General features: G+C 30.6%; 19 protein-coding genes. 18 read left to right on the forward strand and 1 reads right to left on the reverse strand.

Translation table 11 applies throughout. The features are described from left to right. The 6 genes from DEFDS_RS05560 to DEFDS_RS05585 are packed head-to-tail and all read left to right on the forward strand — an operon-like array spanning position 1 to position 6,981. Positions 1-651, forward strand: coding sequence for a DUF502 domain-containing protein (locus DEFDS_RS05560; protein WP_013007823.1), 651 nt, complete (start codon positions 1-3; stop codon positions 649-651). Then, positions 638-1,441: a shikimate dehydrogenase gene (aroE, locus tag DEFDS_RS05565; RefSeq protein WP_070206103.1), complete on the forward strand. Its 804-nt coding sequence runs from the start codon at positions 638-640 to the stop codon at positions 1,439-1,441. Before DEFDS_RS05560 ends, aroE begins: the two co-directional genes overlap by 14 nt. After that, on the forward strand, positions 1,442-3,139 hold the full coding sequence (gene pilB / locus DEFDS_RS05570; protein WP_013007825.1) for a type IV-A pilus assembly ATPase PilB: 1,698 nt from the start codon (positions 1,442-1,444) through the stop codon (positions 3,137-3,139). 10 nt (positions 3,140-3,149) lie between these two features. Beyond that, a complete protein-coding gene (locus DEFDS_RS05575; protein WP_013007826.1) occupies positions 3,150-4,238 on the forward strand; it encodes a type IV pilus twitching motility protein PilT in 1,089 nt (362 codons plus the stop codon). 17 nt (positions 4,239-4,255) lie between these two features. After that, positions 4,256-5,464, forward strand: a complete 1,209-nt coding sequence (locus DEFDS_RS05580; protein ID WP_013007827.1) for a type II secretion system F family protein — start codon at positions 4,256-4,258, stop codon at positions 5,462-5,464. Continuing rightward, on the forward strand, positions 5,461-6,981 hold the full coding sequence (locus DEFDS_RS05585) for a sensor histidine kinase (RefSeq protein WP_013007828.1): 1,521 nt from the start codon (positions 5,461-5,463) through the stop codon (positions 6,979-6,981). Before DEFDS_RS05580 ends, DEFDS_RS05585 begins: the two co-directional genes overlap by 4 nt. A 1-nt stretch (position 6,982) precedes the next feature. Here DEFDS_RS05585 and DEFDS_RS05590 read toward each other — a convergent pair whose 3' ends face one another. After that, the gene (locus DEFDS_RS05590) at positions 6,983-7,387 is read right to left on the reverse strand and encodes an RrF2 family transcriptional regulator (protein ID WP_013007829.1); all 405 of its coding nucleotides are present in this window, start codon (positions 7,385-7,387) and stop codon (positions 6,983-6,985) included. Between the two features lie 165 nt (positions 7,388-7,552). Between DEFDS_RS05590 and DEFDS_RS05595 the strand changes: the two genes are divergently transcribed. Genes DEFDS_RS05595 through DEFDS_RS05650 form a run of 12 tightly spaced genes read left to right on the forward strand, consistent with a single transcriptional unit; the run spans position 7,553 to position 17,524 of the window. Beyond that, the gene (locus DEFDS_RS05595) at positions 7,553-7,951 is read left to right on the forward strand and encodes a DUF3568 family protein (protein WP_013007830.1); all 399 of its coding nucleotides are present in this window, start codon (positions 7,553-7,555) and stop codon (positions 7,949-7,951) included. Beyond that, complete coding sequence (locus tag DEFDS_RS05600; protein ID WP_013007831.1) at positions 7,944-8,393, forward strand: N-acetyltransferase; 450 nt, start codon at positions 7,944-7,946, stop codon at positions 8,391-8,393. Before DEFDS_RS05595 ends, DEFDS_RS05600 begins: the two co-directional genes overlap by 8 nt. Then, entirely contained in the window at positions 8,394-9,713 is a 1,320-nt protein-coding gene (locus tag DEFDS_RS05605; RefSeq protein WP_013007832.1) for a TldD/PmbA family protein, read from the forward strand. Between the two features lie 9 nt (positions 9,714-9,722). Then, positions 9,723-10,844, forward strand: coding sequence for a peptide chain release factor 2 (prfB, locus tag DEFDS_RS05610; RefSeq protein ID WP_041223643.1), 1,122 nt, complete (start codon positions 9,723-9,725; stop codon positions 10,842-10,844). Further along, positions 10,828-11,919: an alanine racemase gene (alr, locus tag DEFDS_RS05615; protein WP_013007834.1), complete on the forward strand. Its 1,092-nt coding sequence runs from the start codon at positions 10,828-10,830 to the stop codon at positions 11,917-11,919. The genes prfB and alr overlap by 17 nt, the downstream gene beginning before the upstream one ends. Beyond that, positions 11,912-12,682 (forward strand): MlaE family ABC transporter permease, encoded by a 771-nt coding sequence (locus tag DEFDS_RS05620; RefSeq protein ID WP_013007835.1) that lies wholly within the window; start codon positions 11,912-11,914, stop codon positions 12,680-12,682. Before alr ends, DEFDS_RS05620 begins: the two co-directional genes overlap by 8 nt. Before the next feature lie 7 nt (positions 12,683-12,689). Then, positions 12,690-13,445 (forward strand): ABC transporter ATP-binding protein, encoded by a 756-nt coding sequence (locus DEFDS_RS05625; RefSeq protein WP_013007836.1) that lies wholly within the window; start codon positions 12,690-12,692, stop codon positions 13,443-13,445. Positions 13,446-13,458: 13 nt separating this feature from the next. Continuing rightward, a complete protein-coding gene (locus DEFDS_RS05630) occupies positions 13,459-15,039 on the forward strand; it encodes an MlaD family protein (RefSeq protein WP_013007837.1) in 1,581 nt (526 codons plus the stop codon). Positions 15,040-15,051: 12 nt separating this feature from the next. Further along, positions 15,052-15,288, forward strand: a complete 237-nt coding sequence (locus DEFDS_RS05635) for a MoaD/ThiS family protein (protein WP_013007838.1) — start codon at positions 15,052-15,054, stop codon at positions 15,286-15,288. Next, complete coding sequence (locus DEFDS_RS05640) at positions 15,285-16,079, forward strand: 1,4-dihydroxy-6-naphthoate synthase (RefSeq protein ID WP_013007839.1); 795 nt, start codon at positions 15,285-15,287, stop codon at positions 16,077-16,079. The genes DEFDS_RS05635 and DEFDS_RS05640 overlap by 4 nt, the downstream gene beginning before the upstream one ends. Positions 16,080-16,103: 24 nt before the next feature. Further along, positions 16,104-16,673 (forward strand): methyltransferase family protein, encoded by a 570-nt coding sequence (locus DEFDS_RS05645; protein ID WP_231841036.1) that lies wholly within the window; start codon positions 16,104-16,106, stop codon positions 16,671-16,673. Next, complete coding sequence (locus tag DEFDS_RS05650) at positions 16,670-17,524, forward strand: diacylglycerol/lipid kinase family protein (RefSeq protein ID WP_013007841.1); 855 nt, start codon at positions 16,670-16,672, stop codon at positions 17,522-17,524. The genes DEFDS_RS05645 and DEFDS_RS05650 overlap by 4 nt, the downstream gene beginning before the upstream one ends. Positions 17,525-17,668: the final 144 nt, after the last annotated feature.

Consider the following 17,668-nt stretch of genomic DNA (forward strand, 5'->3'; position numbering starts at 1 on the left):
ATGAAAAGATTTAGACTTTTTTTAAGAAATACGTTCATTGCTGGAATTTTTACTGTATTACCCATTGTAATTACATATTTTTTCCTAAGTTTTGTGTTTGATAAATTTAGTGGCTTTTTGATCCCCTATCTTAAGATAGGGGTCCGTTATTTACCCTCTAATATACATGTTCCTGTTTCATCGTTACGATTTATTTCTTTTATTTTGATGATATTGATTATTTTCTTTGTGGGGTTGTTTACGAGAAATTATGTTGGGAAAAAGTTTTTAACATTGTTAGATAAGACATTGAGAAATATACCATTTGTGAAAACAATTTATATTTCAACAAAACAGATTATTGAAGCATTTCAAACCTCAAAAGGGGCAAATTTTAAGAAAGTCGTTATGATTGAGTATCCAAGACGAGGTATTTATAGTATCGGATTTGTTACGAAGGATACTTCTGAGTTTTTTAATAGTAAAATTGGTGAAGTATGTTATAATATTTTTATACCCACAACCCCAAATCCAACATCAGGATTTATTTTAATAGTTCCTAAAAAAGATGTATATGAGCTTGATATGTCTGTAGAGGAGGGGATAAAGTTTGTTATTTCTGCTGGCCTTGTGACTCCAGATATGCTAAAACAAAAAGATGGAGATGAATAATTATTGTTTAATAGGTAATCCGGTTAAACATTCTTTATCACCAATAATTCATAATTTCTTTATATTTAATTCCAAAATTAATGCGGGTTATGTAGCTTTTGAGGTTGATGAAAGAGATTTTGAAAATTTTGTTAAATTTTTACGTTTAAATTTTGATGGTTTTAATATTACTTTACCTTATAAGCAGAAAATTTTTAAATATTTAGATGAAGTAGATGATGTTGCTTATGAAATTGGTGCTGTAAATTGTGTAAAAGTATCTGACGGGAAACTAACAGGTTTTAATACAGATTATTATGGCATAGTAAAAACTTTTGAACTGTTTAATGTGGATTTGTTTGATAAAGAAATAGTTGTTGTTGGTTGTGGAGGAGCTGCTAGACCTCTTTTTTATTATCTAAAAGGGAAACCTTATAAGAATTTAATTATATTAAATAGGACTGTTGAAAAAGCTGAAAAAGTTGCATCTGAATTTGAATTGGAAAAGGTTAAAATAATTTCATTATCACATTTGGAAATAATAAATAATTGTGATATAATTATTAATGCAAGTTCCATAGGATTGGATAATGGGGTTTTTATGAATTTAAAATTATCTGTAAACGATTTTGCTTTTGATATGCAATATAAGTTAAATGGTTTAACGCCTTTTCTTAAAGAGGTTGAAGTAGATAAAAAAAGTGATGGGATTTATATGCTAATTTTGCAAGCAATTAAATCCTTTGAAATTTGGAATAATAAGAGTTATAATTTTGATATAAAAAAAATAATAAAACATATAGAGGGATAAATGGTTTCTGCAAAGATTGGAGCGCTTTTATTAAGTGAGAATCTTATCACAGAGGAGCAACTTGAAAAGGCTCTTGAAATTCAAAAAAAAGAAGGTGGTAGATTAGGTAGTATCCTGATTAAGTTGGGTTATGTGGATGAAAAGAAGATTGCTGAGTTTTTGAGTAAGCAGTATGGTGTTCCTTTTGTAGATTTAAAAGAGATTCAGGTTGATGACAAAATATTATCTTTGATTCCTCAAGAGATGATGCAAAAGTTTTTGGTAGTTCCTTTTGATAGAGAAGGGCAGACTTTAAAAGTGGCTATAGCTGATCCTTCAAATGTTTACGCAATGGAAGAATTAAGATTCCTAACTGGTTTTAATATTAAACCCTATGTTGCTGTTGAATCAGCTATCAGGGAATTTTTAGAAAAAAGGGGCAGTTCAGAATCAAATGTGTTAGCAGAATTTGAGGAGATGGATTTAGAAGATTTAGAGTTTGAAGAGCTTGAGGAGGAAGAAAAAAGCGCTGAGGCATTGAAAAAAGAAGTAGAAGATACACCCGTTGTTAAATTGGTTAATTATATACTAAATGAAGCAGTAAAACGTGGAGCATCTGATATACATGTAGAACCTTACGAAAAAGATTTTAGAGTTAGACTTAGGGTTGACGGGGTTATGCATGAATTGATACGACCCCCTAGAAAAATAAAAGATGCAGTTACTTCAAGGTTAAAAATTCTTGCAAATCTTGATATCGCAGAAAAAAGGTTACCTCAAGATGGTAGGATTAAAATAAAACTTCAGGGTAGATCTATTGATATGAGGGTATCCACTTTGCCTGTGTTGTATGGCGAAAAAGTGGTGTTAAGGATACTGGACAAATCTAATTTGCAATTAGATCTTGAAAAATTAGGGTTTGAAGAGAGCTCTTTGGAAAGGTTTATAAAAGCAATTGAGAGTCCATATGGTATGGTGTTGGTTACTGGGCCTACTGGTAGTGGTAAATCTACGACTCTTTATTCAGCTTTGAGTCGTTTGAATAAAGAAGAAGTAAATATAATGACTGCTGAAGATCCAGTTGAATACAATATCTTTGGTATTAATCAGGTGCAAATGAAAGAGGAGATTGGATTAAATTTTGCGGCAGCTTTGAGAAGTTTTTTGAGGCAAGACCCGGATATTATAATGGTTGGTGAAATTAGAGATTATGAAACTGCTGAAATAGCTATAAAAGCTGCCCTTACCGGTCATTTAGTTTTGTCCACTTTACACACAAATGATGCTCCCAGTACTGTTAATAGGTTATTAAATATGGGGATTGAACCATTTTTGGTTGCATCATCCACTGTGTTGATTTTGGCTCAAAGGTTAGCAAGAAAAATTTGTACCAAGTGTAAAACTGAGATTAATTTACCTAAAGAAGCTTTATTATCTGTTGGTTTTAGAAAGGATGAGATAGGTAAATTTAAAGTTTATAAAGGTAAAGGTTGTGATCATTGTAGTGGTACTGGTTATAAAGGAAGGGTTGCTCTATATGAAGTAATGGAAGTATCAGAGAATATACGAGAGCTTGTTTTAAGAGGTGCGAATGCTACTGAGATAAAGAAAATGGCAATCGATGAGGGGATGATAACTCTTAGGAGGAGTGGTTTGGAAAAAGTAAAAAAAGGTGTAACAACCATAGAAGAGGTTGTAAGAGTAACCTTTGCAGATTAGGAGGGCGAATATGTATTCATTGCAGGATTTATTGAAAAAGATGATAGAAATTAATGCAAGTGATTTACACATTACAGTTGGTACACAACCAGTTTATAGAGTAAATGGTGAGCTTGTAAGAATTGATGGGGAAGTTTTAACACCATCCGTTACAAAACAGATGTGTTATTCTATATTGACAGAAGCTCAAAAGAAAAGATTTGAAGAGGAGTGGGAATTAGACTTCTCTTTTGGAATTAAAGGTGTGAGTAGGTTCAGGGCAAATATTTTTATGCAAAGAGGTGCAGTAGCTGCAGCTTTTAGAAGAATCCCTTATAAAGTTATGGGTTTTGAAGAGTTGGGATTGCCACCAATTATTAAAACATTATGTGATAAACCGAGAGGACTCATATTAGTAACTGGGCCTACAGGGAGCGGGAAGTCTACAACACTTGCTGCTATGATTGATAAAATTAATAATGAGAAAAAAGTGCATATTATTACAATAGAAGACCCAATAGAATATCTTCATCCGCATAAACAGGCAGTTGTTAACCAAAGAGAAGTTCATGCCGATACTAAGTCTTTTATCACAGCATTGAAGTATATTTTAAGGCAAGACCCGGATGTTGTTTTAATAGGTGAGATGAGAGATTTAGAAACAATTGAAGCAGCTTTGACTGTATCTGAAACTGGTCACCTGACTTTTGGAACATTGCATACAAATAGTGCCGTACAAACTATTAACAGAATCATTGATGTTTTTCCTCCTCACCAGCAGCCACAAATTAGGGCACAGCTGTCGTTTGTTTTAGAAGGGGTAATATGTCAACAGTTGCTACAGAGAGCAGATGGAAAAGGGAGAGTGCTTGCTTGTGAAGTTTTGATACCAAATCCAGCTATAAGAAATCTAATTAGAGAAGATAAATTACATCAAATTTACTCAATGATGCAAACTGGTCAGGAAGAGCATGGAATGATTACAATGAGTCAATCGCTATATGAGCTTTATAAAAAAGGTCTTATAACTTATGAAGATGCAATTAATAGAGCAGTATACCCTGATGAAGTAAGAAATATGATTGATCAAGGTGGAATTAAAAATAGAGGTAGATTTTAAAATAAAGGGGTTAAAAGATGGCTAAATTTATTTACAAAGGTAAAGATAGTTTGGGGAAGCCTGTTTCTGGTATCATAGAAGCAAAGAATAAGCAAGAGGCAATGAATACCCTTAAATCTCGCAAGATTGAAATATATGAATTGAAAATGGACTGGAAGAATATAGAATTATCATTTGGTGAGAAAATTACAGATATGGATGTTGTAGTGGCTACAAGGCAGCTTGCAACAATGATAAATGCTGGTTTGCCAATTGTTAGAGCACTCGACATCATTTCAGCGCAAACACCTAAGAAAAAATTTCGTAAGATATTTTTAGAGATAAAAGAGGATATTGAGCAGGGGCAATCTTTTAGTAGAGCCTTAGAAAAACATAAAAATATTTTTGGTGATTTGTATATAAATATGGTAGCAGCTGGTGAGGCTGGTGGTTTATTGGATGATATTCTTGATAGATTATCTCAATATATGGAAAAGGCAATTTCTCTTAAAAGAAAAGTAAAATCAGCTATGATGTACCCTTCTATAGTATTAATTGTTGCTGTTTTAGTTGTTTGGGGTTTGATGGTATTTATTATCCCAAAATTTAAAGAAATGTATGAGGGTTTTGGAGGACAATTGCCTGCCTTGACACAGTTTACAATAGCTATGAGTAATTTTTTATCAAGCTGGTATGGTGGTGGATTAATTTTTGGAGGTTTGATTGTTACTGTTGTTACTATTGGCATAATTTATAAAAAATCTGAAAAAGGTAGATATTTCTTTGATAAACTTTTATTAAAAGTACCCAAGATAGGTGATTTAATTAGAAAAGTAGCCATATCAAAGTTTGCAAGGACATTTGGTACATTATTAAGCAGTGGGGTTGCCATATTAGATGCCCTTGATATAGTTGCTAAAACAAGTGGTAATAAGGTTATTGAAAAGCATTTGTTGAAAAGTAAAGTAGATATTGAAGCAGGTAAAACTGTTGTCCAGCCACTTGAAAAAGCTGGGGTTTTCCCACCAATGGTGACCCAGATGATAGCTGTTGGTGAGGAAACTGGTGCTCTAGATAAAATGCTTACAAAAATTGCTGACTTTTACGATGATGAGGTAGATAGAACAGTTGAAGGTTTAACTAAAATGATAGAGCCAATGCTTATGATTTTTGTGGGTGGTGCAGTTGGTTTTGTAATTATTGCTATGTACTTACCTATCTTTAAGCTTGGTTCTGTGGTTGGATGATAAAAACAAAAAACAGTAAAGTTAGTGGCTCAATATTCAATCTAACTTTAATTAATAATATTATTTTACTGATAAGGTTAGTAATATTTTATCTTATTTTTTTATTCACTTACTTTAGTAATCAGGTAAATTTTATCGTAAATGAGCTAATCATTTTGGCAATTTTTATAGCATTTATGACATTGATTGTCTTTATTATGAATTATACTCTAGACAGTAAACATGTATTAATATTTCAATCGTTATTTGATACTTTTTTAATCACTTACCTTATGTATCGCACAAACTTTTTAGATAGCCCTTATATTATATTTTTTGCCTTTATAATAGGTTATTTATCGTTTGTTTTCGGATATAAATTAGGTATTTTAGGTCTCTTAGAATTTATATTTTCTTCATTTGTATTATTATACATTTTTCAGGCTGATAAAAATATAAATTTTACTTATTTATCATATCAGTTTCAGTATATTTTTGCCTTTTTACTTATTTATATTCTAACTTCTTATTTACATTTCCTGTATAAGAAAAGACTTAGGGAATATGAAGAGTTACATGACATTCACGAATTGATTGTCAAAAATATAGGTATTGGGATCACATTATTAGATAATAACAATAAAATAGTATCGCTTAATGATGCAGGTAAAAAGATATTAGGTATCAATGAAAGAATTGTTGGTAAGAGCTTAAAACAGTTTGGTTTTGATATCTCAGAAGATAAAAGAGAAGATATTTTAGAATTTAATAATAAATTTATTGGTTATAGAGTTCAGGATTTTACTAATGAATCTAATAAAAAAGTTGGGAAGCTATTAATATTTCAGGATGTTACTGAGAAAGAAAATCTTAAAATTGAACTTGAAAGAAAACAGAAATTAGCAAATTTAGGTCAGTTTTCTACAATAGTTGCTCATGAAATAAAAAACCCTCTTGGTGCAATCAAAGGGAGTATTCAAATAATAAAGAAGCAAATACCTAATAAAAAGCTAGTTGATATATTAGAAAGAGAAATTAATAAGCTTGATATGATACTAAATAATTTACTTTATTTTAGTAAACCTGCTAAAAAGAGTAAAGAGTACATTTATATATGTGATTTTATTGATAGTTTTATAAATTATTTTAGAATTAATGAGCTTTTTGAGGAATTAACTTTTGATTTAGATTTACAAGAAAATTATAAAATTCTAATAACAGAATTAGAATTAAGACAGATTTTTTGGAATTTGATAATAAACTCTTATGAAGTAAAAAATGATGCAAAAATTGCTATTAAAACTTTCAGCGATGATAAGTATAATTATTTAATATATACTGATAATGGGCCAGGTATTTCTGATGAAATATTGGAAAATGTTTTAAAACCTTTTTATTCAACCAAAAAAAATGGCACTGGGTTGGGGTTGTATATAATTAGTGAAATATGTAAAAAAAACAATATAATGTTTAAACTTTATTCAAACTCAGAGTTTACAGGTTTTAAGATAGAATTTAAAACTGAAAAACTTTTTTAAATTATTTGTTTGTTAACAGGTCCTTGAGGGTATAATTTTTTAACTCTTTAACAAAATTATTTTTAATTTTTGCTAATACATTGTTTATTTTGCAGATATCTGATCTTTTACACACTTCTGGTTTGTCAATACATTCATTTATGTATACATCGCCGTCTATAGCTGTAACTATATCGTAAAGAGTGATTTCTTCAGGAGATTTACTCAACTTAAATCCACCTTTTTTCCCTTTTGATGAATCCAACAACCCGTTTTTGGCCAAAGTCTGTAGTATTTTCCCCAAAAAACTATCAGGTATATCACATATTTCAGACAATTCACTTCTCATGAAGGTTTTATCTTTATCACTTGACGCAATAAATAACATTACTCTTAATGCATAATCAGCTGCTTTTGTTAATTTCATAATAATTACCTCATATTAGGATTAAAATACTCTTTTTATCTTAATATGTCAAATTATTTTTTAATGAACAAAAGATATTACAATTGTCAGTTTAACTATCTAGTTGAAAAATATTATAAAAAAAGTTAGTATTATTAAAAGTAGACATCAATACTGGAGGATGGTATGCAAAAAATATTAGTTATTATAGTTGCTTGTTTTATTTTAGGATCTACTGTCTCTTGTGTAGCACCTGTAGTTGTTGCTGCTGGAGCAGGTGCTGGTGCAACATATAGTTTGACTGCAGATGGTGTATCAGATAATTTCCCAATTTCTAAAGAGAGAGCAGTGGAGGTATTTTCTCAAATAATAAAAAATGAAAATGGGAAATTGATTCTTGTTTCAATATCAGAGGGCAAAATAGACGCTGAAATTGGAAAGAAAAAAATATATTTTAGGGCTAAACCTTTAACATCAAACGCTACTAAAGTTGTAATTAAAGCAAGGAAGGGTTATAATTTATTACCTGATAAAGATACTGCTGTAGAGTTATTCAAGAAATTCGTAAAGGTTGTAAATGGTTAGAAATGCATTGATGACAGATGCTAAATTTATACAGGATTTAGTGAATAGTTATGCAAAAGATGGTATGATGCTACCTTTAAGCATAAATGAGGTATATGAAAATATTCTTAAGTATTTTGTATATGAAGAAGATGGGAAAGTTATTGGTTGTTGCGCTCTATATCCATCATGGGAGGATTTAGCTGAAATAAGGTCATTGGCAGTAGATAAAAATTTGCATAAAAAAGGGGTCGGTAGAATTTTAGTAGAAAAATGTATTGAAAAAGCAAAGGAAATTGGTGTTAAAAAAATTTTTGCTTTAACCTATCAAATTGAATTTTTTGCCAAATTGGGATTTAGAGTTGTAGATAAAAATGAATTACCAAAAAAGATTTGGTCGGATTGTTTAAAATGTTGTAAATTCCCAGATTGTGATGAAACTGCAATGATCAAGGAGATATAGATGAATTATTTGGATATTATAGAGTATGGTTTAAAATTGTATGATGATATCACAGTTTTAATAATAGAAAATGAAAGGAAAAAGGTTTCTGTAAAGCAGGGGGAGATAGAGGATTATAATATTGATAAAAGCAGGGATCATTTTATAAGATTGCTTAAGGATGGAAAACACTATGCTTTTAGGGTTTCTGAAGGCTCTTTTAATGATATAAAAAACATGTTAAATGAAGTAAAGGATGTTTTTGTCTATCTTCCTAAAGATAATTATCAGTTATTATGTAGCGATGATAAATACGAGAATCAACTTTATCTAAAAGATAACAGTTATGAGCAATTTAGTACAAATCTGTTATTAAATACTGCATTAGAAATTGAAGCTAATGCATTAAATTATAGTGATTTTATTAAAAAGGTTAGGTTCACAAGTTTTTCAGCAAATCTTGAAAAAAGGCATATAATTTTTTCTAATGGAGAAGTTTTACTTGAAGAAACAACCTCATTTAGTGGTTCGACATATGTTGTTGCTGAAGATGGGAATGATTCGCAGAGTGGTTATGATTTTTTAAGTACAGTTTTCTACGATGATTTTGATTATAATATGGTAGGTCAAAGAGCTGCCAGAGAAGCAGTGGATTTACTGGGTAGCAAAAAACTCAAAAGTGGAAAATATTATATCGTTTTTAAAAATAGTGTGATGGCAGAATTTTTAGATTTGATAGCTGAGCTGGTAAATGCAGAGAATATTTTGAAAAATAAAAGCTTTTTAAAAAATAAAATTGGTGAAAATATCACCTCTAAGATTATTAACCTTTATGATGATTCGAAGATGGAAGGATGCGTTGGTAGTTATTATTTTGATGATGAAGGGGTCGCTGGAGGAAAAACAGAAATATTTAAAGATGGCTTATTACAAGGGTATTTACACAATAGTTATACATCAAAAAAATTAAATCATAAGAATACTGGGAATGCTTCTATATCTGGGAGTGGTAAATTAGGTATAAGCCCGTCCAACCTAATTTTAACTGGAGAAAATATTGTATCTTTTGATGAAATTGGTAAATTTGATAATGTTTTGTTTGTTACCGAGGTTATGGGGATGCATATGGCTGATCCAATTAGTGGTAATTTCTCTATTGGTATTAATGGAACTTATTATAAAAATGGAGAAAAAATCACTCCTTTTGGTGAGTTAGTTTTAACAGGCAATTTAGCAGATTTGCTATACAATGTAATTGCTATATTTGATGACGCAAGAGATTTTGGTGGCGTTATAACGCCTTCTGTTATGTTTGATAAATTTACAGTTAGTGGTTCTTAAGAGGTGAATATGATAATTGAAGAGTTAAATGAGAGCTTAGAAGAAATAGACAAAAGTATAGAATCATTTAAGCAGGTGGTAAAAGAAGATGAAATAAATAAAAAGATTGAAGCTATTGATAAAATGTCAATGGAAGATCCTGACTTCTGGAATAAAAAAGAATCTAAACAACTTTTAAAAGAACAGGCATCTTTAAAAAAATTCTTATCAGAATGGGAAGAGCTTTTAACTATTAGAGAAGATATCGATGTTTTAATAGAACTTTTTAAAGAGGGGTCTGAAGAGGTTAAAGAAGATATAATTTCAAATTTAAATGAATTAAAAAAGAGAGTTAGTGATTTTGAATTAAAACTTATTTTAAATGGGGAACACGATATAAATAATGCAATAGTTACAATCCATGCTGGAGCTGGTGGGACTGAAGCTTGTGACTGGGTTTCAATGCTTTTTAGAATGTATACGAGATGGGTTGAGAGAAAAAAATATAAATATGAAATTCTTGATATGTTACCAGGGGATGAAGCTGGGATAAAATCGATAACATTTAATGTTATCGGTGAGTATAGTTACGGATATTTAAAAGGTGAATCTGGGGTTCACCGTCTTGTGAGGATATCCCCTTTTGATTCTAATAACAGGAGACATACATCTTTTGCTTCTGTTTTTGTGTTGCCTGAGATTGATGATGAAATTGATATTGAAATAAATGAGTCCGATCTTAAAATTGAGACATTCAGAGCAAGTGGTGCAGGTGGCCAGCATGTTAATACTACAGATTCTGCGGTGAGGATAACTCATTTACCTACAGGGATTGTTGTGTCATGTCAAAATGAAAGAAGCCAGCACAAAAACAAAGCGCATGCTATGAAAATTTTAAAAGCGAGGCTTTATGAGTATGAGATGGAAAAAAGGAATAAAGAGAAAGAGAAACTTGAAAGCAGCAAAACAGAGATTGGTTGGGGCAATCAGATTAGATCTTATGTAATGCACCCCTATAAAATGGTAAAAGATTTAAGAACGAGGTATGAAACAGGTAATGTGGATGCGGTGATGGATGGTGATATAGATGATTTTATAAAAACTTACTTGCTCATGGAGGCTGGTATTACTAAAAATGCTGACGAAGATTAAAACTCTACGACCAACATATGCTGAGATAAATCTTGCAAACTATAAACACAATATTGAAGTTGCTAAATCACTTTCTAAGTCAAAAATTATTGCCATTGTTAAAGCAGATGCTTATGGACACGGGGCTATAAAATTATCAAAATTTGCTTATGAACAATGTGATGTAAAAGATTTTGGTGTGGCTACCATAGAAGAAGGGGTTAATTTAAGAAACGTTTTACCCACTGATGCAAGAATAATCACTCTTGGATATATCGATGAACATCATTTCGAAGAATTGTTACATCATAAAATAACACCAACTGTTTTTGATAAAAGTATTATGGCTAAATTAGACAAATTTGCAAAAGGGAATAATGTGGTTTTAGATGTTGTTTTAAAGATTGATACGGGGATGAATAGATTAGGGTTTGGTTTAAATACTGATTTTAATGAGTTAGTTGAGAGTTATTCAAACCTAAATATTGTATTGATGATGACACATTTATCCTCTTCTGATACCGATTTGGATTATACAAAATGGCAGATTAACAGGTTTGATGAATACCTAAAGAGATATAATGTCAAGGCAGAAACTTCAGTATTCAATTCATCAGCAATATGTTTTTATTCAAATAAATATACTTATACAAGGCCTGGTATTATGAGTTATGGCTATGTTTATCCAGAAAACAGATTTGGTTTAAAACCTGTAATGAGCATTTATTCGAAACTTATTCATATAAAAAGATTAAAAAAGGGTGAGAAGATAAGTTATAATCAAACATTTACTGCTTCAAAAGATATGAAAATTGGTGTGATACCGATTGGCTATGCTGATGGGTATTTTAGAGCTTTAAGTAATAAAGGTGTGATGTTTGTAAACGGTAAGCCCTGCAATGTGGTGGGGACAGTGTGTATGGATATGACTATGATAGATATAACTCATCTAAATGAATCAGATTTAGATTGTGAAGTAGAAGTTTTGGGTAAACATATTGATGCTGAGCAGATAGCTAAAATGTGTAATACAATAAGTTATGAAATAGTTTGTGCTATTTCTGATAGAATTCCGAGGGTTTATATAAATGCTTAAATTCTTTGAAATTATTGGTGCACCTATTTTAAATTTCATTTATGGATCTGGCAGAATTTTTCTTTTTTTTATAGACTTTTTTAGATGGGCTTTTATCCCCCCTTATCGTGTTCGTTTGCTTTTTAAGCAGATGGAGTTTATTGGGGTTAATTCACTTTCTGTTATAATATTAACAGGGACTTTTACAGGGATGGTTTTTGCTTTCCAAAGTTATATAGGTTTTCACCGTTTTGGTGCTGAATATATGGTGGGGACTGTAGTTGGCTTAGGTATGGCAAGAGAGCTTGGACCTGTTTTAAGCTCCATTATGGTTGCCGCCAGGGCTGGTTCTGCAATTGCAGCAGAAATTGGAACTATGAGGGTTACTGAGCAGATTGATGCTCTTTATGCTTTGGCTGTTGAGCCAGTGCAATATTTAGTAGTTCCTAGGATGCTTGCTGGTGTGATTGTTATGCCAATTTTAAATATTATTGCTGTTTTTTGTGGAGTTGTTGGTGGATATTTTGTGGGTGTTGAGATTTTGGGTATCAATAAAACACTATATCTTGAATATATGTATCGATATGTTGATTTTGACGATATTTACAATGGTATAATTAAAGCAACTGTTTTTGGTCTTATTCTGACACTTGTTGGTTGTTATAAAGGTTTTTATACCAGTGGTGGAGCAGAAGGGGTCGGTAAATCAACAACAGAATCTGTTGTATTATCCTCAGTATTAATTTTAGTTTTTGACTATATTCTGACAGCATTTATGTTTTGAGGTGGTGATGGAAATTGCTATTGAAGTGATAGACCTACACAAGAGCTTTGGTGAATATAAAGTTCATAAGGGAATCAATCTTAAGATTGTAAAAAATGCCATAACATACATAATTGGCCCATCAGGGACAGGTAAGAGTGTGCTTTTAAAACAGATAATGGGGTTGTTAAAACCTGACAAGGGGAAAGTAATAGTTTTAGGAGAAGATTTATCAACACTAAACAAAAAAGAATTATTAAATATTAGGAAAAAATTTGGGATGCTTTTTCAAAATGCAGCTCTTTTTGATTCTATGAATGTTTATGAAAATGTTGCATTTCCACTTAGAGAACACACTAAATTAAGAGAGAAAGAGATAAGAAAAATTGTTTTAGAAAAATTACGACTTGTTGGTCTTACAAATGTGGAATATAAAATGCCTTCAGAATTATCTGGTGGGATGAGAAAAAGGGTAGGGCTTGCTAGAGCGATTGCCCTTGAGCCAGAGATAATACTTTATGATGAGCCCACCACAGGTCTTGATCCTATTATGACTGATGTGGTGGATAACCTTATATATGAAACTCAGAAAAAGTTAAATATAACATCGATAGTAATTTCACATGATATTGAGTCCACTTTTAAAATTGCTGATTATATTGCAATGATTTATGATGGTAAAATTGTAATGTATGGAACACCAGAAGAGTTTAAAAAAACAGATAATCCTTATGTGAGGCAATTTTTAAGTGGCTCTAAAGATGGTCCTATAAAAATAGGTTAAATGGGGGATATAGATGCGTTTTACTCTTGAGGCAAAAGTAGGAATATTTGTTGTGATTGGCTTGTTATTACTTGGTTATATGACGACAAAAGTAGAAGATTTGAAGCTTGGAAAAAGTGATGGGTATGAGATCATAGCCTACTTAAATGACGCTAGTGGATTAGTGAAAGATTCTTATGTGAAATATAGAGGGGTTGAAGTTGGTAAAGTTAAAGATATAAGATTAAAAGAAAACCATGTAGAAGTAGTTTTATTGATTGATAAACAATATAAGCTCCCTTCAAATGTTGCTGCTATTGTAAGATCGAGTGGTTTTCTTGGTGAAAAGTATTTAGAACTTCAAACTGTAGGTAAAGAAACAGAAGGTTATCTTACCACAGGAAGTGAAATAAAAAATTATAAATCAAGTGCTGATTTTGATGAGCTCCAAAACAAGTTTTCTGAGATTGCAGATGACATAAAAGCTATAACTGCCTCTTTAAAAGAGGTTATTGCATCAGATAACGGTAAAGCTGATATGAAAATGACTCTACAAAATATTAGATATTCAACAGAGTATATCAGACAGATGTTAGAAGAAAATCAAAAAAGGATAAACCAGATTGTGAAAAATATTGAGGCCATTACAGCTTCTATAAAAAATGTTACTGAAGCAAATCAAGAGAATGTTAATCAGTTGATTACAAACTTAAAAGAGGTTTCTGAAACATTAAAAAATCAAACTCCGCAAATTGCTAAAAAGATTAACAACATAACTACCAATATAGATGATCTTGTGGGTAATTCTAAAGGTGATTTAAGAGAGACGATTTCAAATATAAAAGTTGTTACAGCAAAGTTAGAAAAAACAGTTGATAATCTAAACGATATTACTGACAAGATTAATAAGGGTAAGGGGACAGTTGGGACTCTGATTAATGACAATGAAACTGCTAAAGATGTAAAAGACACTATTAAAGGTTTAAAAAATCTTGTTACTACATATGATAGATTTAAGTTTTATCTTTCTTTTAGTGGTGAAAAGATGTGGGATACTGGTGAATCAAAAGGGTATTTCAAACTTAAAATCCAGCCGAGAAAAAATAAATATTATTTATTAGGTTTGGCCACAAGCGATCAGGGTAAATCCACAACGACAGTTACAGATTATAACTACTCTGGAAATGTGCCTTATTATATTGATGGTGGTACAGGCTCTGGTACAAGTTATAGAGAAGTGAAAACATCTAGGACAAAAGACTCTTTGACTTTTATAGCTCAATATGTACAGCGTTTTTATGATCAGCTTGATTTAAGGATTGGTATTATGGAATCAGAATTTGGAGTTGGTGCGGACTATTTTCCTTTTAAAGATGAAAAATTGCAATTGAGTATGGATGCTTATGACTTTTCTGACAGTGATACTGACAGAAAACCTCATTTAAAGGCAAAACTTCAATATAATCTGACAAAAAACCTATTTTTAAATGTGGGTTATGATGATTTTCTAAACGACGATACAAAAAGTGGTTTTATAGGTGGCGGTATTATGTTCCTCGATGAAGATTTAAAATATCTTTTTGGCAAGATACCTACATCAGTGCCCGGAAATTAGTGAGTTGAGCTGATGATAAAGGTAAAGGCGTTTGCTGATTTGACTAAATATATTTCAAAAGATGGTAAATTTGAGACATTTTTTGATAATCAGGGTAAGAGTGTGAGAGTTAAAGATATTGTGGATTTTTATAATATTCCACTTAATGATATCAAAATAATTCTTGTAAATGGGAAAGATGCAAGTTTAGAAACAGAGGTCAATGATAACGATACAGTAACATTTTTTTCTCCAGTGGGTGGAGGATGAAAAAAGATTTAATACTTGCCATTTCAACCTGTCCAAATGATACATTTATTTTCTCCCCCATGATTTTAAATTTTATTGAACATCCTTATAATTTTAAAACTTTACTTGATGATGTGGAAGTTTTAAATAACCTTGCTATTGAAGGGTTACCTGATATTGTCAAAGTATCTTACGGTGTTTTGCCAAAAATAATCGATAAATATTCTGTATTAAAAAGTGGTGGAGCTCTAAGTTTTGGTTTTGGCCCAGTTGTTGTATCGAAAAAATATAATCATATAAATGAATTATATGGAAAAAAAATAGCTGTACCTGGCTTTAATACGACAGCTTTTAATATTTTTAAGAGATTTTATGGGGATAATTTCGATTTTATTCAACTTCGATTTGATAAGATAATTCCTGCGATTTTAGATGATAATGTGGATGCTGGTTTGCTTATCCATGAAGGGAGATTTGTTTATAAAAATTATGGATTAAATTTACTATCAGATTTAGGTGAGGAGTGGGATAAAAAATACAATGCTCCTGTACCATTGGGTGCTATTGTGATTAAAAAGGAACTTTTAAATATAGCTAACAATATCAATAAGATAATTAGAAAATCTATCAACTATTCTGAAAGAAAAAGGGAACATATTTACCCTTTTATAAAAAAATATGCCCAAGAGTTAGATGCTGATGTTTTAGAAAAGCATATTACAGCTTTTGTTAATGAAAACAGTTTTGATATGTCAAAATATATAAATGTTATAGTTGATTTTTTAGGCATATCTGAAAAAGACTTTGTTTAGCAAATGATTAGTTTGAGTATATATTTGATTTTTTACTCTGTATTACATTCAGTTTTGGCTGATGATGTTTTGATGAAAAGGTATTATTACAGGTGGTGGTATAGATTTTTTTATGTTTTATTATCTACTGTCTTATTAATACCTGCATGGATAATTTATCTAAGACTCCCTGATTATTACGTTTTTAATCCACCACTATTTTTAAAAATATTACTCTATTTAATAGATATTCTTGTTTTATTTTTTGGTTATTATGCTTCAAAATCTTATGATAACAACTTTTTTTTGGGTATAGAGCAGATAAGGTATTTTTTTAAATATGGAGTTAAAGAGGTGAAACCAGAAGAAAAGTTTATAAAGAGCGGAGCTTTAAAATATGTTAGACATCCTTATTATTTTGCTGGAATAATGTTGTTATGGCTTAGGCCTTTATATTATAAAGATCTGGTAGTAAATATTATTTTTACAATTTATTTTATTTTAGGTGCAATTAATGAAGAACGAAAATTAACAAGAAAATTTGGGGAAGAATATTTAAGATATAAAAAAGAGGTACCAATGATAATCCCATTTTTAAAAAGGAGAAAAGATTGAAAACTATTGTCTTGGCAAATCCAGTTAGTGGAAGTTTTGACAAAAATAAATTTAATAAATGCCTTGATATTTTAAACAGAAAATTTAGAAAAATTGAAGTTGTTTATACAGAGTATGCTGGCCATGCAGAGAAAATAGCTAAAGATGAAGATTATGATATTGTTATCCCTGCAGGAGGGGATGGTCTTTTAAATGAGGTGATAAATGGTATCGAAAACAGGATTGATAAAGATAAGGGGATTTTACTGTATAAATTGCCTTTTGGCACTAGTAATGTTTTTTGTAGAGAATATAAAATACCAATAAATCCGATAAAAGCAGCTGAACAGATTGATATTACAAATTTTCATCATATACCTCTTGGTTTAATTGGAGGTAGATATTTCTCTTTAATGGTGGGTTTTGGATTTGATGCTTTAAGTGTAAAGAATGTGGATTTGAATTTGAAAAAAAGGTTTAGCAAATTTGCCTATGTGTATTCTGGGTTGAAGACATTTTTAAAAAAAGAATTTCATCCGTTTGAGTTTTTTACAAATGGGAAAAGATACGAAGCTTATCACTTAATTGTTGCAGTAAGTAATAAATATGCTGGCAGTTTCAATCTATCTAAAAAATTTAAAAAAGGTAAATTGAATATTTTTTATTTGAAAAATGATAAGAAATTAAATCTTTTAAAAAATATTCTATTAATTTCTTTATATAACGGTTTTGCTGGTGAACAAATTTATTCTGATATTATCAAGTTAATAGGTGTTGATGAGTGTCAAATCGATGGCGATTTTTACAAATTGCAGATGAATAGCAATTTTGTTAAAATAAAAAAGTCATCATTTTATCTTGTAAATATATAGATATTTATAAGTTGATATAATTAAATATTGAAAAAACATATTTTGTTGGTTAGGATTGCAAAAATAAAAGGTTGTATAATAAAATAATAGTATTTTGAGATTGCTTCGCTAATGCTCGCAATGACAAATTTCCCAATCATTGCG

Origin of the sequence: Deferribacter desulfuricans SSM1, from assembly GCF_000010985.1 — a bacterium.
Lineage (GTDB): Bacteria > Chrysiogenota > Deferribacteres > Deferribacterales > Deferribacteraceae > Deferribacter > Deferribacter desulfuricans.